Here is a 15,158-nt window from a genome sequence, read left to right on the forward strand (position 1 = left end):
TCGTACGCGGTGAACTTCACGGCCACAGCAGTTCCTTGACCCAGCCCCCGCCCGTGCTCCCATCCCTCTCCCTCCGATACCGCAGCCGCACGTGCCGGCGCCGGGCGTCCCCCTGGAAGAACTCGACCTCCTCCGGTTCGAGTACGTACAGCGTCCAACTCGGAGCTGGAGCATCCGGCTCCGCCTGCGCGTGCTCCCAAGCGGCCTGGCTTGCCGCCACCAGATCCCCGTACGACGGCAGCACCTCGCTCTGCCTGCCCACCAGTGCCGAAGCCAGTGCGCCCGGCGAGCGGCGCGCGAGGTCGGCGCGGCTCTCGGTGGCGCTCGCCGTCGTGACCCGGCCCCGCACCCGGACCTGGCGGCCCTGCGCGGGCCAGTAGAACCCGAGCGCGGCCTCGGGGCGTGCCGCGAGCTGACGGCCCTTGGCGCTGCCCGCGTGCGAGCCGAAGTGCCAGCCGGCCGCGTCCGCGTCGTGCAGCATCAGCGTCCGTACGTCCGGGCGGCCCGACTCGTCCGCCGTGGCCAGGCTCATGGTGTGCGGCTCCACCTGACCGGCCTCGGCCACGTCCACGAACCACTGCCAGAACAGGGGGAGCGGGTCGGCGGGGGCGGTCTCCGGGTCGAAGGCGGGCAGTTCGACGTCCCAGACGCGCAGGGCGCGGAGGAGGGCGCGGCCGTGGGCGGTGTCATCAGGCCTGGTATCGGTGTCGTCCATCCGGCGAATCTACGTGAGGTGCCGCCGCGCACCCCGGAGAGGCGCCGCCCCTCAGGGCTCCCTCATCACCCCCGGCCAAGGACCACCGTCCCCGACGAGCAGAACCAGCCGCCCGTCCCCGACGCCACCGCCACCTCGGGAAGTCGTCCCTGCGTCTTGTGTACCTGGCGGCCTTCGCCCGCCTCTCCGCGCAGTTGCCGTACTGCTTCGACCAGGAGGAACAGGCCGCGCATTCCCGGGTGTTGGGCCGACAGGCCCCCGCCGTCCGTGTTCGTCGGCAGTTCGCCGTCCCGCAGCAGGCGGCCCTTCTCCACGAACGCGCCGCCCTCGCCCTTCGCACAGAACCCCAGGTCCTCCAGGGTCACCAAGGTCATGTAGGTGAAGGCGTCGTAGATCTCCGCCACGTCGACGTCCTCGGGGCGCACCCCCGCACGCTCGAACGCCAGACGCCCGCTCACCGCCGCGGGGGAGAGCGTGAAGTCCTCCCACTGCGACATCGTCGTGTGCGAGACGTGCTCGCCGGTGCCGAGCACCCAGACGGGGGTGGAAGCACTGTCGGTCACGTACTCCTCCGCCGCGAGGAGCACCGCGCAGCCGCCGTCGGAACGTATGCAGCAGTGCAGCTTGGTGAACGGGTCAGCGATCATCGGGCCGCCGAGGACCTCGTCGACCGTGATCGGGTCGCGGTACATCGCGTCGGGGTTGGTGGCGGCGTTCGCCCGTGCCTGGACCGCGACGGAGGCGAGCTGTTCGAGCGTCGTGCCGTACTCGTGCATGTGGCGGCGCGCGGCCATCGCGTACTTGGAGATGAGGGAGTGGCCGTACGGGACCTCGAACTGGAGGGGCCCGCGCGCACCGAACGAGAGGTTCGAGGTGCGCCGCCTCGCCTTGATGTCCGCCCTCGCCGTCGAGCCGTAGACGAGGAGTACGGCGTTCGCGCGCCCGGCGGCGATCGCGTCCGCCGCGTGGGCCGCCATGACCTCCCAGGTGGCGCCGCCGACGGAGGTGGAGTCGACCCAGCGCGGCTTCAGGCCCAGGTACTCGGCGACCTCGACGGGGGCGAGCGTGCCGAGGCCGGCCGAGGCGATGCCGTCGATGACCTCGCGGCCAAGGCCCGAGTCGGCCAGTGCGCGGCGGGCCGCCTGGGCGTGCAGGGCGTAGGGGGTTGCCTCGTCGACGCGGCCGCAGTCGGAGAGGGATATGCCGACGACGGCCACCTTGCGGGGGCGGACCGCCGCCGCGCCCGCACTGGTCGGCGCCTCACGGGGGCTGGGAGGGAGGGGAGTTGGCATAAATCTGACGGTACATCAGATACGGCTCGGTCAGGGAGGTGTTACGTCCTGTCGCGGCCCTGTGCATCTGGCGGATGCCGCCTTAGCATGACGGCCCGTCAGATCCGGGTCGGCTCGCCCTCGTGCACGGCGCCGAGGGGCACGGCCGCGACCCGGGGGAGGAGCCCGCCGATGGACGCCGCCTTCACCGCGGAGCAGGAAGAAATCCGCCGCACCCTTCGTGAGCTCGTCACCAAACGCTGCGGGCCGGACGAGGTGAAGGCCGCGGTCCGCACCCCCGCCGGATACGACGCCGCCCTGTGGTCCGCCCTCGCCGAACAGCTCGGCCTGCCCGGTATCGCCATACCCGAGGCGTACGGGGGAGTGGGGTGCGGCTCGGCGGAGCTCGCCCTCAGCAGCGAGGAGCTCGGCCGCGCGCTCGCCCCCTCGCCCCTCTTCGCCACCGCCGCACTCGTCGCCCCGCTCCTCCAGCGTCTCGGCGCCGACGAGCAGCGGTCCGAGCTGCTGCCCCGGATCGCCGCGGGCGCTCTCACCGCCGCGCTCGCCGTGCCCGGCACCGGGCTCGCCACCGCGCTCGGCCTGACCGGCGACAACCTCGGTGACTGGTCGGGCGGCGGTCGGGCCGGCGGCGTGCAGGCCAAGCTCGCGGACGGCGGCTGGCGACTCTACGGCCAGGCCGAGCAGGTCCTGGACGGGCACAGCGCGGGGCTGCTCGTCGTGGCCGCGCACACGGGGGGCTTCGCCCGTTCCCGTACGCTCCTCTACCTCGTGCGCGAGGGTGCCGCCGGGCTCGTACGGACCCGGCAGACATCCCTCGACGAGACACGACCGCAGGCCCGCGTCGAACTGCGGGACGTCGAGGCGGAGTTGCTCGGCGCCACCGACGACGCCGATGTGCCGGGCGCGCTCGCCGCCGTCGGCGACATCGCCGCGACCGTGCTCGCCGCGGAGGCCGTGGGCGCCGCGGACCGGGCCCTTGAGCGGACCGTGGAGTACGTCAAGCAGCGCGAGCAGTTCGGGCGGGCCATCGGTTCCTTCCAGGCGGTCAAGCACCGGCTGGCGGATGTGTACGTCCAGGTGCAGGCCGCGAGGTCGGCGGCGTACTACGCGGCGTGGGCCGCCGGGGCGGCCTGCGAGCAGGGGGCCGGGAAGACGTCCGAGCAGGTGGGGGGGGTCGCGCTCGCGCAGTCGCTCGACGCGCTGCGGATTGCCGCGTCGGAGGCGGTGCAGCTGCACGGCGGCATCGGGTTCACCTGGGAGCACGAGGCGCATCTGTACTTCAAGCGGGCGTCGAGCGACGAGCTGCTCTTCGGGCCCGTGCACCGGCTGCGGGCACGCGCGGCGGAGCGGGCCGAGCTGTTCGGCGCGGCGACGGCGTCGACCCCCAGGGCGCAGCCGACGGTGGCCGTCTGATGCCGCCCGGTGTCCGCCTGATGCAGAAGGTGTCGTCCACCCGGGCCTTCGCGAAGATCGCCCCGCACTTCATTCCCGCGATGGACCGCACGGTGCACCGCCTCACGCGCGGCAAGGTGCTGCTCAGCGCGAAGATGCTGCCGGGGGTGATCCTGACGGTGCGCGGCGCCAGGAGCGGCGTCCCGCGACGCACTCCCCTGGCCTGCATGCCACAGGAGCCGGGGAGTTGGATCCTGATCGGCTCCAACTTCGGCCGTCCGGGGCATCCGGCGTGGACCGGCAACCTCATCGCCCATCCGGACGCCGACGTCAGCTGGCAGGGCGCGGACATTCCGGTCAGGGCAAGGCTGTTGGCGGGGGATGAGCGGGCGGCGGCATGGGAGGCGGTGCTGAGGTTCTGGCCGCCGTACGCGACGTACCAGTCCCGCGTGGAGCGGGAGATCCGTCTGTTCCGGCTGGAGCGGCGTACGGCCAGGGGGAACGCGGAGCAGCCGTCCGGGTAGCGAACAGCGGCGGATCACTGGAACACCGTGATCCGCCGCTGAGGTGACAGGACTTGGGAAAGCGTCAGAAGTAACGTACTCGATGCCCTACTTCGTCGGCTTCTTGCCTGTTACGCCCAGATGCACCAACAGTGCGAGGTTGGGCTTCAGTTCGGCCTGCTTGACGCCCCAGGACTGGAAGCCGCGCTGGTGCGAGGCGACCGCGGCGAGCATGGCCACGAGTGAACCCGCCATCGCCGCCGGGCTCACGTCCTTGTCGACCTTGCCCTTGGCCTGGAGTTCCTTGACCGTGTCCGTAAGGGAGTTGTTGACCGAGTTCAGGATCTTCATGCGGATCTTGTAGAAGCGCTTGTCGCCCTCCGCGGCGCCCAGATCGACGACCCGCAGGATCGCGTCGTTCTTGCGCCAGAAGTCGAGGAAGCCGTCGACCAGCTCCTGTGCGGTCTGCCACCCCGCCTTGCCGACCCATGAGCGGCCGTCGAGGAGCTGGGTCAACTCCGCGCCCTCGGCCGCCATTTGCTCGGCGATCTCGAGAACGGCGCCCTCGACGTCGGGGAAGTACTGATAGAAGGTCGCGGGTGAAGTCCCCGCCTTCCGGGCGACGTCGATGACTTTGACGTCCCGGTAGGGCGAGGAGCTGAGCATCTCGCTGAGGCAGTCGAGCAGCTTCTGACGCGTCGCCTGACCACGTCGACCGGCCACGCGGCCGTCGACGGTACGTACCTGTCCTGTCATGCCGTCAGCTTACCGAGGGGTGATCGGAGCGCGATTCGGCCGAGTGCAAATGGGGTTGGGGGCCGAATTGAGGGGCGTATCCGCCTCGATTGCGCACGCCGGTGGGACGACCGTCCGGCGGCGGATCGGGCGACTGCCGGGCGCCGGAATGGAATAGACCACAGGTTCGAATCCGGTTTCGCTCACATATCTCCTTCTTCTTGCGTCTTCTTTGTCCCACAACACCCCGATCCCGCCCCGGGTTCGCAACCACCGCCCCGGACAGGAAGAATCAGGGTGCGTGCCGCCGTAGCGGCTCGGTGGTGAGACGCTGCACGGGGCCGCCCATACGGCGCCCGCGTACGGGGAGGTGGCAGGGCAAGTGGTGGATCAGCTGACGCAGCACGATCCGAGGCGGATCGGCCCGTTCGAGGTGCTCGGCCGGCTCGGAGCCGGTGGCATGGGCCTTGTCTACCTCGCGCGCTCCGCGTCAGGGCGGCGCGTGGCGATCAAGACGGTCAGGACCGAGCTCGCCGAGGACCAGCTGTTCCGCGTCCGCTTCACGCGCGAGGTCGAGGCGGCAAGGGCGGTGTCCGGTTTCTACACGGCCGCCGTGGTGGACGCCGACCCGCGTGCGGCCGTGCCGTGGCTGGCCACCGCCTATGTGCCCGCTCCCTCGCTCGAGGAAATAGTGAATGAGCACGGGCCGCTGCCCACCCAGGCCGTGCGCTGGCTCGCGGCCGGCGTCGCAGAGGCCCTGGAGTCCATCCACGGCGCGGGCCTGGTCCACCGCGACCTCAAACCCTCGAACGTCCTCGTGGTGGAGGACGGCCCGCGCGTGATCGACTTCGGCATCGCGTCCGGCGTCTCCAACACCCGCCTGACCATGACGAACGTCGCCGTGGGCACGCCCGCCTACATGTCGCCCGAGCAGGCGAAGGACTCGCGCAGCGTCACCGGCGCCAGCGACGTCTTCTCGCTCGGCTCGATGCTCGTCTTCGCCGCCACCGGGCACGCCCCCTTCCACGGGGCGAACCCCGTCGAGACCGTCTTCATGCTGCTCCGCGAAGGCCCTGACCTGGAGGGACTCCCGGAAGAGCTGCGTCCGCTCATCGAGACGTGCATGCAGATGGAGGCGGCGCTGCGGCCGAGCCCCGCCGACCTCCAGGCCCAGCTCGCGCCGCACCTCTTCGCCTCGGAGAGCGAGGACGGCGACAGCGGCACCGCGTCCGCGTGGCTGCCGGAGCGGGCCGTCGCGCTGATCGAGGCCCGCAGGGGCGGCCGTCCGCCCGCGCGGGCCGTGCTCGCCTCCTCGGGCAGGAGCGGTGGCCGAGGCGGTGCCCCCGCCGTCGCGCCGCCCCCTCCGCAGCACGCCCCGCCGCCACCGCCCACGCAGCCGCCGCCCTTCGGAGGCGTGCCGGACGCAGGCCCCGTGCACCTCGCCGGGGCGAAGGTGCCGATCGGTCCGGGGCCGCGGGTGGCCGACGCACGCGCCGCCGTGGGCACCGTGCCCGCCGACACCGGGCTCGCCGCCTCGTGGTCGCGGTCCAAGGCCGCGGCGAACGGCGTCGACCCCGTGGTGCCCGCCCCCTCCGCCGCGCCGGACGCGGGGTCCGCGTGGCGGCCGTGGCGGTTCCGGATGTCGAACGACGTGTGGGGGACGCCCGCCGTCGCGGGGAACCTCGTGTACGTCACGTCCTTCGAGGTCCACGCCCTGGACGTCGGAACGGGCCGCCGCAGCTTCAAGACGCGGGACGTCGCCTGGTCCATGGCGGTCGCCGACGGACGTATCCACGCCTCCGACGGCCCCACGCTCTACGCCCTGGACGGCGCCGAGGGCACCGACCTGTGGCGCCTGAACACCGACGCCTGGGTGTACTCCCTGCAGGCCGACCGCGGCACCGTCGTCACCGGGACACGCGGCGGCGGCGTACAGGCCTGGGAGGCCGCGAACGGCGAGAAGCTCTGGGAGATCACCGGGGCCCAGACCGACTTCGAGACCCCCGAGGCGGGCCCCGTCGTCCACGACGGCACGGTCTACGTCTGGCAGAACGCGCGCCTGCGCGCCCTGGAGGCCCGCACCGGCGACGAGCGGTGGTCGTACCCCATCGGCGACGCGGCCTCCTGCGGCGGCGTGCCCGTGCGGCTCGCGCCCGCCCAGGACGGGTACGTGTACGTGTCCGCGGGCTCCCGGGTCCTCGCGATCGACGTGTCCGGCGGGCATGTCCGCTGGCACTTCGAGGCGCCCGCCGCGTTCCTGTGTCCGCCCGCGTTCGCGCCGGGACCCGCGGTCACCGGCGGCGGCGTGTACCTCGCGGACTACCTCGGAACCGTGTACGCCCTCGACGCCACGGACGGCCGCGACCGGTGGCGCATCGCCACGGAGTCCCGGGCGTCGATCGAGCCCGTCCTGGTGGCCGACGGCCACGTCCACGTGGGCAGCGGCAAGGGGCTCTACACCCTGGACGCGGTGACGGGCACGCCGAAGTGGCGGTTCCAGGCCGGCGGCGAGGTCGTCGGCACGCCCGTCGTGGCCGACCGGCGGATCCACTTCGGCTCGACGGACCACCTGCTGTACACCCTGAAGGCGGACGACGGCCGCCTGCGCTGGAAGCTGGCCACGGGCGGCGAGATCACCGGGGCGCCTGTGGTGCGGGACGGCGTGGTGTACGCGTGCAGCAAGGACCGGTGCGTGTACGCGCTGGACGCGGAGCGGGGGACGGGCACCGCGCGGTCCTAGCGGACCTGGGTGCCTGTCTCTCGGGTGCGGGTTGTGTCCGGCCTGCGCCGCCGCTTCGCGGCGGATTTTTCCCCGCCCGCCACCCGAGCACCCCGCGTCGAGCCGCGTCAGGTGCGGGACGCGCCTCGTGACGGCCGTCGTACCAGCTTTGGAAGGGGCTCCGGACGGCGGCCGTCCACTCGTGACGTTACGCCGAGTGCGTGAACCGCGCGAGGCGGTTGTTTGATTCGCTCACCTGATCCGGAAGTCGCGGCCGCGCCCCGTGAAAAGCCCCGCCTGTCGCTCCGGGGGCAGATTGCCGAGTGCGATGAGGTGCGGGGCCTGGGCCAGGGCCTGGGTGCGGGCGGCCTCCTTCGCCGCCCAGATCGCTCGTACCGTGCCCTGGACCGGCTCGGTCGGGTACGAGGCGATGACCTCCGCGGCGCGGGTGGCCGCCGCCAACAGGTCGGCGGGCGGGGCCAGTTCGGAGACCAGACCCGTCTCGTACGCCCTCCGCGCGGAGATCCGCTCGGCCGTACCCATCAGCGACATCCTGGCGACCTCGCCGAGCGGCATGCGCTGCGCCATGAGGATCGCCTCGTACGCGCTGACCATGCCGTACGTGGTGTGCGGGTCGAAGAACGTGGCGTGCTCGGCGGCGATGACGAACTCCGCCTCGCCCAGGAGATAGAAGGCGCCGCCGCACGCCATGCCGTTGACGGCGGCGATGACCGGCTTCCACAGGTCGTTGGCCTTGGGGCCGACGGACAGGAGCGGATCGTCCATCGAGTAGGGGGAGCCGGGCTGCGGCACATCCGTGTCGCGGTCGATGCCGGTGCAGAACGCCTTCTCCCCGGCGCCGGTGAGGACGATCGCCCGCACGGAGTCGACGAAGCGGAACTCCTTCCAGGTGGCGATGAGTTGGGATGCCGTCTCCGCGTCGATGGCATTGTGCCGGGCGGGGCGGTCGAGGGTGACGACCGTGACGCCCGTGTCCTTGTCGATCGCCGTCCGCACGCTCATGGCCGCTCCAGGAGCCAGCGGGGCATCGCGATGCCGTCCACGTCGGTGAACGTGACCTGCACTTTCGCGCCGATACGGAGGCGGTCGGGGTCGACGGAGTCCAGCGGGGCGTCCGGGGCGGTGACGAGGTTGCCGACCAGGCGGATGCGGGGGGCGTCGGTCAGCTCCACGATGATCGCGTTGTACGGGGCGTGTTCCGCGTACGCGGGGAGCAGGGGTGGGTGAGGGCGGACGTAGGACCAGATGCGGCCCCTGCCGCTCATGCGTTGCCACTCGCTTTCGAAGGACTGGCAGTGGGGGCAGCAGGGCCTTGGCGGCCACCGGAGCTCCCCACAGCTGGGGTTGGCGCAGGCCTGGATCCGCAGTTCGCCCTGGGCGGCGTACTGCCAGAAGGGGGCGCCGTCTGCGTCGATCGTGGGCGCAAGGAGGGGTTCGCTCGTCGCGTCTGCCATGGGAGTGTCCTTTTGCGGCTGCGGGTGGGATGTGGTTGCTCGCGCAGTTCCCCGCGCTCCTTACGGGGCCCGGAGCAGCACCGCCGACGTGGGCACACCTTCGCCCGCCGTCACCAAGCACGTGGCCGCGTTCGGCACCTGCGCCGTACTCGTGCCCCGCAGCTGCTTCACGCCCTCGTTGATGAGGTTGAAGCCGTGGACGTACGCCTCGCTCAGGCCGCCGCCCCCGGTGTTGATCGGCAGGCGGCCCCCGCTCTCCAGCGCGCCGCCCTCCGTGAACGCGCCGCCCTCGCCCCGGCCGCAGAAGCCGTAGCCCTCCAGGGACAGCGGGATCAGGGGGGTGAACGCGTCGTAGATCTGGGCCACGTCCACGTCCTCGGGGGCGAAGTCCGCCTGTTTCCAGAGGTGGCGGGCCGCCGTCCACGCGGGGCCCGTCAGCGGGTCTTCGTTCCAGTAGTTGACCATCCCGTGGTGCTGCGCGGGCAGCCCCTGGGCGACGGAGTGGACGTACACGGGCTTCTGGCGGCAGTCCCGCGCCCGCTCTGCGGAGACGATCACGCACGCCAACGCGCCGTCCGTCTCAAGGCAGTTGTCGAAGAGGCACAGCGGCTCGCTGATCCAGCGCGAGGACATGTACATCTCGCGGGTCAGCGGGCGTTCGTACATCATCGCGGCCGGATTCTGGTTCGCCCGGTTCCTGCACGCGAGGGCGACGTTGAACAGGTGGTCGCGGGTCGCCCCGTACTCGTGCATGTAGCGGCGTGCCAGCATCCCGATCTCGTCCGCCGGGCGGAGCAGGCCGAAGGGGCGTGTCCACTGGCCGGGGGTGGGGAGTTGGACCGCTGTGTTCTTCCAGGGGCGTGGCCCGCTGCCCCGCTTTCGGGAGCGCCAGGCGATGCCGACGCTCGCCTGTCCGGTGGCGATGGCGGACGCGAGGTGCGCGATGGTCGCGCAGGAACCGCCGCCGCCGTAACCGACCTTGCTGAAGAAGGTCACGTCACCCGCGCCGATCGCCTTGGCGACCTCGACCTCGTCCGTCTCCTCCATCGTGTACGAGGCGAAGGCGTCGACCTCGGACGGGGCGATGCCCGCGTCGTCGAGCGCGGCGACGATCGCCCGGCAGGCCAACGTCTTCTCGTCCTCGGGCAGTTGTTTCGCGAACGCCGTCTGCCCGATCCCGACTATCGCTGTAGCGTCCTTGAGTGAAGCCATGGGCAACGACACCTCCGCGAGTGGCGAGGCACCGGGGCTTCGCCCTACGTCGTCCCGACTGCTGACAGCGCGTCAGGTTACAGCTAATCTGACGGTTAGTCAGCTACTGCGGCGGAGGGGCTTGCGATGCACGGCGACCTGGAGTGGGACAGCATCCCGGGGCTGGTCCGAGCGGCGGCCGAGCGGTACGGGGACCGGGAGGCGGTCGTCGAGGGCCGCACCCGCATCTCGTACACCGAACTCGCCCGGCGCGTGGAGCGGGCCGCCGCCGCGTGCATGGCCTGCGGGGTCAACTCCGGTGACAGAGTGGCCGTCTGGGCCCCGAACACCCTCGACTGGATCGTCTCGGCGCTGGGCGCGGTGTCGGCGGGCGCGGTCCTGGTGCCCCTCAACACCCGCTTCAAGGGCGCCGAGGCCGCCTACGTACTGCACCGCAGCCGCGCCAAGCTGCTCTTCGCGACAGGCACCTTCCTCGGCACGTCGTACGTGGCCTCGCTGCGCCGTGCGGCCGGGGACGGAAAGGGGGACGGCCCGCTGCCTGGTCTCCCGCACCTGGAACAGGTGGTCGTGCTCGCGGACGACGCCCCGGAGGACTTCCGCACCTGGAAGGAGTTCGTGGCCGGCGGCGACGGGGTGAGCGGCGACGAGGTGCGGGCCAGGTCGGCGGGCATCGACAGCGCCGCCCCCTCGGACATCGTCTACACCTCGGGCACGACCGGCCGCCCCAAGGGCGCGGTCATCACCCACGCCCAGACCATGCGCTGCTACGGCATCTGGAGCGAGCTGGCGGGCCTGCGGGAAGGCGACCGCTACCTCATCGTCAACCCGTTCTTCCACACCTTCGGCTACAAGGCGGGGATCATCGCCTGCCTGATGCGCGGCGCGACGATGATCCCGCAACCGGTGTTCAACGTGGACACCGTCCTCGCGAACATCGCGGCGGAACGGATCTCGGTGCTCCCCGGGCCGCCGACCCTCCACCAGTCCCTCCTCGACCATCCCGCCCGCGACCAGCACGACCTGTCGGCCCTGCGCCTGGTGGTCACGGGCGCGGCGGTGGTCCCGCTGCAACTGGTCGAGCGCCTGCGCACCGAGCTGCACATCGCCACCGTCCTGACGGCGTACGGCCTCTCGGAGGCGAGCGGCATCGTCACGATGTGCCGCCAGGGAGACCCCGCGCGAGTCATCGCCTCCACCTCCGGACGGGCCATCCCGGACACGGAGGTGCGGGTGGTGAGCCCCGGCGGCGAGGTGCTCTCGCCGGGCCACCCCGGCGAGATCCTCGTACGCGGACACAACGTCATGCAGGGCTACTTCGAGGACCCGGCGGAGACGGAGAAGGCTCTCACGCCGGACGGCTGGCTGCGGACCGGCGATGTCGGGGTCCTCGACGAGGCGGGCAACCTGCGCATCACCGACCGCATCAAGGACATGTTCATCGTCGGCGGGTTCAACGCCTACCCCGCCGAGATAGAGCAACTCATCGGCGTGCACCCGCAGGTGGCGGACGTGGCGGTGATCGGCGTACCGGACCCGCGGCTCGGTGAGGTCGGAAAGGCGTACGTGGTCCGGCGCCCGGGTGCGGTCCTCACGGCGGACGACCTGATCGCCTGGTCACGCCGGGAGATGGCGAACTACAAGGTCCCCAGGGAGATCGAGTTCGTGACGGACCTGCCGAGGAACGCGAGCGGCAAGGTCGTCAAACACGAACTCCGCTTCCGCCGGACCTAGTTGCTCGCCGCACGCTCGGCGGCACTGCGCTCGACGCAGAACTCGTTGCCCTCCAGGTCGCTGAGGGTGACCCAGCCGCGCCCGTCGGGCACCCGGTGGTCGCCCACGATCTTGGCGCCGAGCGCGACGATCCGCTCGACCTCTTCGTCGCGGGTGCGGTCCTGCGGCTGGAGGTCGACGTGCAGACGGTTCTTGACGGTCTTGGTGTCGGGCACGGTCACGAAGAGCACGGTGATGCCGTCGGCGGTGACCAGGGCTTCCGGGTCCCCGGGAAAGTCATCCTCGGCGATCTTCCCACCGAGCACTTCGGCCCAGAAGGTGCCCTGACGGTAGGCATCGGAACAGTCAAAGGTGAGGTGACGCACAAGAGAGGCCATGCGCGGCACTATCGGCGACGGCGCCGGGCGCTGTCCATCGGATTTCCGGGCCGGCGCGGGCTGAGCCATTTGCCGACCCGGCAAAGTTTCTCGCGGGCGGGGGAGGCATGGGCCCAGGATCATGACGTACGACGTACTCACTGATCCGGGAGGGGCAGATGCCGCATCACGCGCAACGCCACGGGCAACGCCACGCGCAGCGCCACCGACTGGTGGACGTACCCGGTGGGCGGATTCACCTCGTGGAGCAGGGGGCCGGCCCGCTCGTCCTCCTCGTCCACGGCTTCCCCGAGTCCTGGTACTCCTGGCGCCACCAGCTCCCGGTGCTCGCCGAGGCGGGCTTCCGTGCGGTGGCGATCGATGTGCGGGGCTACGGGCGCTCGTCGAAGCCGCGTGACGTGGACGCGTACCGGGTGCTGGCGCACGTCGCCGACAACGTGGGAGTGGTGCGCGCCCTGAGCGCGGAGACGGGTGCGGACGCGGGTGCGGGTGCGGGTGCGAAGACGGGTGCGCAGACCGCGACGATCGTGGGGCATGACTGGGGCTCGACGATCGCGGCCAACTCGGCGCTGCTGCGGCCCGACGTGTTCACGGCGGTGGGCCTCCTGAGTGTTCCGTACGCGCCGAGGAGCGGCATCCGGCCGACGGACGCCTTCGCTCGGATCGGCGGTGACGACGAGGAGTTCTACGTCAGCTACTTCCAGGAGCAGGGGAGGGCGGAGGCGGAGATCGAGCCGGATGTGCGGGGTTGGCTCGCGGGGTTCTACGCGGGCCTTTCGGCCGACACGATGCCGTCAACCGATGACGGGAGCCTGCACTTCGTCCGCCGGGGCGGAAGGATGTCCGACCGCTTCCCGTCAGGCGCGGGAGGGGCGCTGCGACTTCCCTCCTGGCTTACGGAGGCCGATCTGGACGTCTACGCTGCCGAGTTCGAGCGCACCGGCCTGACCGGCGCACTCAACCGCTACCGCAACGTCGACCGCGACTGGGAGGACCTGGCCGCGTGGGACGGAGCCCCGATCGCCCAGCCTTCGCTCTTCATCGGCGGTGACCAGGACGCGTCGACGACATGGCTGGCGGACGCGATCAAGGCGTACCCGGAGACGCTGCCCGGCCTGGTGTCCTCGCACATCCTGGAGGGCTGCGGCCACTGGGTGCAGCAGGAGCGGGCGTTCGAGGTGAACCGCATTCTGGTGGACTGGCTGAGGTCAATTCATACCCGGGGCTGACCGGGGGTGACTGGGGCTCCCTGGGACTGACCGGGGCTGATCGGGGCTCCCTGGGACTCCCTGGGTCTGCCCGGGCTGCCCGGGCTGATCGGGGCTGACCTCAGTGGCCGGTGGGTGGTTCCATGCAGCCGGTCTCCGGGAAGCGCCCGTTGGTCTTCACGCCGTAGTTGGTCGGCTGCACGAAGGCGGTGACGCAGGCGTGGTCGCCGACGTAGAGACCGATCGACGCGCCTTCGGGCGTGATGTACGCGTCGTTCTCGTAGCGCGAGCGCATCTCCTGCACTTCGAGCTCGCCGCCGAGCAGCTTGCCGCCGCCGGTCGTCCTGCGGATCTCGTAACCGAGCTCGCCGGTGAGCGCGGCCTTCACACTCTTCGGGTCCCAGTCCTTCTCCGTGTGGAGCCGCTTGAGGGCGGGCTCCATGCGGGCCGCCTCGGCCTCGGCGGCCTCCTCGTCCGCCGGAGACATGTCGCCGGGGTGGCGGTAGGCGTTGTTGTCACCGTTGTGGGGTGCGCCGTCGACGACGCCGGGTTCCACGTACGGGGAGGGTGAGGGGGCCGCTGAGGAGGTTGCGGTGGAGGTGGTGGCTGTGGTGTCACCGGGGCTCTGCTCGCCGCAGCCGGTTACGAGGGCGGCGCCCGCGAGGAGTGCGGATGCGGCGACGCCGTGGCGCCGCCGCCGAGTTGAGGTGACCAGACGGGCCGTGCCTACCAGGCGGGTCGTGCGGATCGTGCGGACCATGTGGGTGACTCTGCCACGAACGTTCGAGACGCACGGCGAGCTCGGGACACGGCTGGGACACGGTTCACCGGCCACGGTCTGACGGGGCGGGGTCTGCTGAGGCGGGGTCCGATGGGGCGGGGTCGGCTAGGACATGGTCTGTGCCCGGAACTTCTCCACCAGGGCGGCGGGAGCCTTCTCCGGGGAGCCGGCGTCGTACGGCGGCTGGGGGTCGTACTCGATGAGCAGCTGTACGGTCTGCGCGTGCTCGTCGCCCGCGATCTTCCCGGCGAGAGTGAGGCCCATGTCGATGCCGGCGGAGACGCCCGCGCCGGTGACGTACTTCCCGTCGAGGACGACGCGTTGCCCGGTCGAATCGACCCCGAACTGCTTGATCTGCTCAAGGGCGAGCCAATGGGACGTGGCGCGACGGCCCTTGAGGAGGCCGGCGGCCGCGAGGATGAGCGATCCGGTGCAGACAGAGGTGGTCCAGGTGGTGGTTGCGTCGACGGTGCGCAGCCAGTCGAGGACGGCCTCGTTCGCGAGATCGGGCTCCGGGCTTCCCGGTACGACGACGATGTCCGGGCTGCTCACCTCGGCGAGGGACTTCGTGGCGACGAGGGAGAGGGCCCGGGTGTCATCGAGTACGGGACCGGTCTCCTCGGCGACGAAGACGACTTCGGCGCCGGGAAGCCCGGCGAGGGTCTGGAAGGGGCCTATCGCGTCGAGGGCGGTGAACTTGTCGTAGAGGAGGATCGCGATCTGCATGGGGGGTCCCTTCCCGGAGGTGGTACGGAGGTGGTACGTAGGTGGTACGGGGGTCGTACCGGAGGCGGTACTGGAAGTGGTACCGGAAGTGGTACCGGAGGCGGTGGGTGCGGGCCGGCGTCTTGCCCGCGGGTCAAGTCTTGTGACGCGCCCCGGTGTCCGCAATGACGAGCAGCCCACCTTTCCTGCCACGCGTCGGCGACGACGGCGCGATGGCGACGACGATGGCGCCGGCGACCGGCGGCGACCGGCGGCGACCGGCGGCGACCGGCGGCGACCGGCGGCGGCCGGT

14 protein-coding genes are annotated in these 15,158 nt (G+C 71.4%); 5 read left to right on the forward strand and 9 right to left on the reverse strand.

Annotation, left to right across the window (positions count from 1 at the left end):
* Positions 1-16: 16 nt before the first annotated feature.
* The gene (locus ACZ5WE_RS30455) at positions 17-715 is read right to left on the reverse strand and encodes a pyridoxine/pyridoxamine 5'-phosphate oxidase (RefSeq protein ID WP_467689659.1); all 699 of its coding nucleotides are present in this window, start codon (positions 713-715) and stop codon (positions 17-19) included.
* Positions 716-780: 65 nt separating this feature from the next.
* Entirely contained in the window at positions 781-2,007 is a 1,227-nt protein-coding gene (locus tag ACZ5WE_RS30460) for a thiolase C-terminal domain-containing protein (protein ID WP_467689658.1), read from the reverse strand.
* A 171-nt stretch (positions 2,008-2,178) separates the two neighbouring features.
* Between ACZ5WE_RS30460 and ACZ5WE_RS30465 the strand changes: the two genes are divergently transcribed.
* Both ACZ5WE_RS30465 and ACZ5WE_RS30470 read left to right on the forward strand, forming a co-directional pair.
* Positions 2,179-3,420, forward strand: a complete 1,242-nt coding sequence (locus ACZ5WE_RS30465) for an acyl-CoA dehydrogenase family protein (protein WP_467689657.1) — start codon at positions 2,179-2,181, stop codon at positions 3,418-3,420.
* On the forward strand, positions 3,420-3,923 hold the full coding sequence (locus tag ACZ5WE_RS30470; RefSeq protein WP_467689655.1) for a nitroreductase family deazaflavin-dependent oxidoreductase: 504 nt from the start codon (positions 3,420-3,422) through the stop codon (positions 3,921-3,923). The genes ACZ5WE_RS30465 and ACZ5WE_RS30470 overlap by 1 nt, the downstream gene beginning before the upstream one ends.
* Before the next feature lie 87 nt (positions 3,924-4,010).
* Here the strand turns inward: ACZ5WE_RS30470 and ACZ5WE_RS30475 are convergent, their stop codons facing one another.
* Positions 4,011-4,658, reverse strand: coding sequence for a TetR family transcriptional regulator (locus ACZ5WE_RS30475; RefSeq protein WP_367042988.1), 648 nt, complete (start codon positions 4,656-4,658; stop codon positions 4,011-4,013).
* Between the two features lie 361 nt (positions 4,659-5,019).
* Here ACZ5WE_RS30475 and afsK point away from each other — a divergent pair, with 361 nt between their 5' ends.
* Positions 5,020-7,377, forward strand: coding sequence for a protein serine/threonine kinase AfsK (gene afsK, locus ACZ5WE_RS30480; RefSeq protein WP_467689653.1), 2,358 nt, complete (start codon positions 5,020-5,022; stop codon positions 7,375-7,377).
* Positions 7,378-7,608: 231 nt separating this feature from the next.
* Here the strand turns inward: afsK and ACZ5WE_RS30485 are convergent, their stop codons facing one another.
* The 3 genes from ACZ5WE_RS30485 to ACZ5WE_RS30495 are packed head-to-tail and all read right to left on the reverse strand — an operon-like array spanning position 7,609 to position 10,043.
* Positions 7,609-8,379, reverse strand: a complete 771-nt coding sequence (locus ACZ5WE_RS30485; RefSeq protein ID WP_467689652.1) for an enoyl-CoA hydratase/isomerase family protein — start codon at positions 8,377-8,379, stop codon at positions 7,609-7,611.
* Entirely contained in the window at positions 8,376-8,831 is a 456-nt protein-coding gene (locus ACZ5WE_RS30490) for a Zn-ribbon domain-containing OB-fold protein (RefSeq protein ID WP_467689651.1), read from the reverse strand. The genes ACZ5WE_RS30485 and ACZ5WE_RS30490 overlap by 4 nt, the downstream gene beginning before the upstream one ends.
* 60 nt (positions 8,832-8,891) lie before the next feature.
* Positions 8,892-10,043, reverse strand: a complete 1,152-nt coding sequence (locus ACZ5WE_RS30495; protein WP_467689649.1) for a lipid-transfer protein — start codon at positions 10,041-10,043, stop codon at positions 8,892-8,894.
* 126 nt (positions 10,044-10,169) lie between these two features.
* On the opposite strand from ACZ5WE_RS30495, the gene ACZ5WE_RS30500 reads away from it, so the two are divergent.
* Complete coding sequence (locus ACZ5WE_RS30500; protein ID WP_467689648.1) at positions 10,170-11,774, forward strand: FadD3 family acyl-CoA ligase; 1,605 nt, start codon at positions 10,170-10,172, stop codon at positions 11,772-11,774.
* Here ACZ5WE_RS30500 and ACZ5WE_RS30505 read toward each other — a convergent pair.
* Complete coding sequence (locus tag ACZ5WE_RS30505) at positions 11,771-12,151, reverse strand: VOC family protein (protein WP_467689646.1); 381 nt, start codon at positions 12,149-12,151, stop codon at positions 11,771-11,773. The two genes, ACZ5WE_RS30500 and ACZ5WE_RS30505, sit on opposite strands and share 4 nt — an antisense overlap.
* Before the next feature lie 158 nt (positions 12,152-12,309).
* Between ACZ5WE_RS30505 and ACZ5WE_RS30510 the strand changes: the two genes are divergently transcribed.
* Positions 12,310-13,380: an alpha/beta fold hydrolase gene (locus ACZ5WE_RS30510; protein WP_467689645.1), complete on the forward strand. Its 1,071-nt coding sequence runs from the start codon at positions 12,310-12,312 to the stop codon at positions 13,378-13,380.
* Positions 13,381-13,480: 100 nt separating this feature from the next.
* On the opposite strand, the gene ACZ5WE_RS30515 is transcribed toward ACZ5WE_RS30510, so the two are convergent.
* Complete coding sequence (locus ACZ5WE_RS30515) at positions 13,481-14,119, reverse strand: hypothetical protein (RefSeq protein WP_467689643.1); 639 nt, start codon at positions 14,117-14,119, stop codon at positions 13,481-13,483.
* A gap of 126 nt (positions 14,120-14,245) precedes the next feature.
* Positions 14,246-14,866, reverse strand: a complete 621-nt coding sequence (locus ACZ5WE_RS30520; RefSeq protein ID WP_467689641.1) for a DJ-1/PfpI family protein — start codon at positions 14,864-14,866, stop codon at positions 14,246-14,248.
* Positions 14,867-15,158: the final 292 nt, after the last annotated feature.

The sequence above is a fragment of the Streptomyces sp. NPDC033180 genome (assembly GCF_055577645.1).

Excerpts from the sequence above, each read along its gene's own strand:
- ACZ5WE_RS30455 (WP_467689659.1), bottom strand. The coding sequence starts at position 715 with ATGGACGACACCGATACCAGGCCTGATGACACCGCCCACGGCCGCGCC.
- ACZ5WE_RS30460 (WP_467689658.1), bottom strand. The coding sequence starts at position 2,007 with ATGCCAACTCCCCTCCCTCCCAGCCCCCGTGAGGCGCCGACCAGTGCG.
- ACZ5WE_RS30465 (WP_467689657.1), top strand. The coding sequence starts at position 2,179 with ATGGACGCCGCCTTCACCGCGGAGCAGGAAGAAATCCGCCGCACCCTT.
- ACZ5WE_RS30470 (WP_467689655.1), top strand. The coding sequence starts at position 3,420 with ATGCCGCCCGGTGTCCGCCTGATGCAGAAGGTGTCGTCCACCCGGGCC.
- ACZ5WE_RS30475 (WP_367042988.1), bottom strand. The coding sequence starts at position 4,658 with ATGACAGGACAGGTACGTACCGTCGACGGCCGCGTGGCCGGTCGACGT.
- ACZ5WE_RS30485 (WP_467689652.1), bottom strand. The coding sequence starts at position 8,379 with ATGAGCGTGCGGACGGCGATCGACAAGGACACGGGCGTCACGGTCGTC.
- ACZ5WE_RS30490 (WP_467689651.1), bottom strand. The coding sequence starts at position 8,831 with ATGGCAGACGCGACGAGCGAACCCCTCCTTGCGCCCACGATCGACGCA.
- ACZ5WE_RS30495 (WP_467689649.1), bottom strand. The coding sequence starts at position 10,043 with ATGGCTTCACTCAAGGACGCTACAGCGATAGTCGGGATCGGGCAGACG.
- ACZ5WE_RS30500 (WP_467689648.1), top strand. The coding sequence starts at position 10,170 with ATGCACGGCGACCTGGAGTGGGACAGCATCCCGGGGCTGGTCCGAGCG.
- ACZ5WE_RS30505 (WP_467689646.1), bottom strand. The coding sequence starts at position 12,151 with ATGGCCTCTCTTGTGCGTCACCTCACCTTTGACTGTTCCGATGCCTAC.
- ACZ5WE_RS30510 (WP_467689645.1), top strand. The coding sequence starts at position 12,310 with ATGCCGCATCACGCGCAACGCCACGGGCAACGCCACGCGCAGCGCCAC.
- ACZ5WE_RS30515 (WP_467689643.1), bottom strand. The coding sequence starts at position 14,119 with ATGGTCCGCACGATCCGCACGACCCGCCTGGTAGGCACGGCCCGTCTG.
- ACZ5WE_RS30520 (WP_467689641.1), bottom strand. The coding sequence starts at position 14,866 with ATGCAGATCGCGATCCTCCTCTACGACAAGTTCACCGCCCTCGACGCG.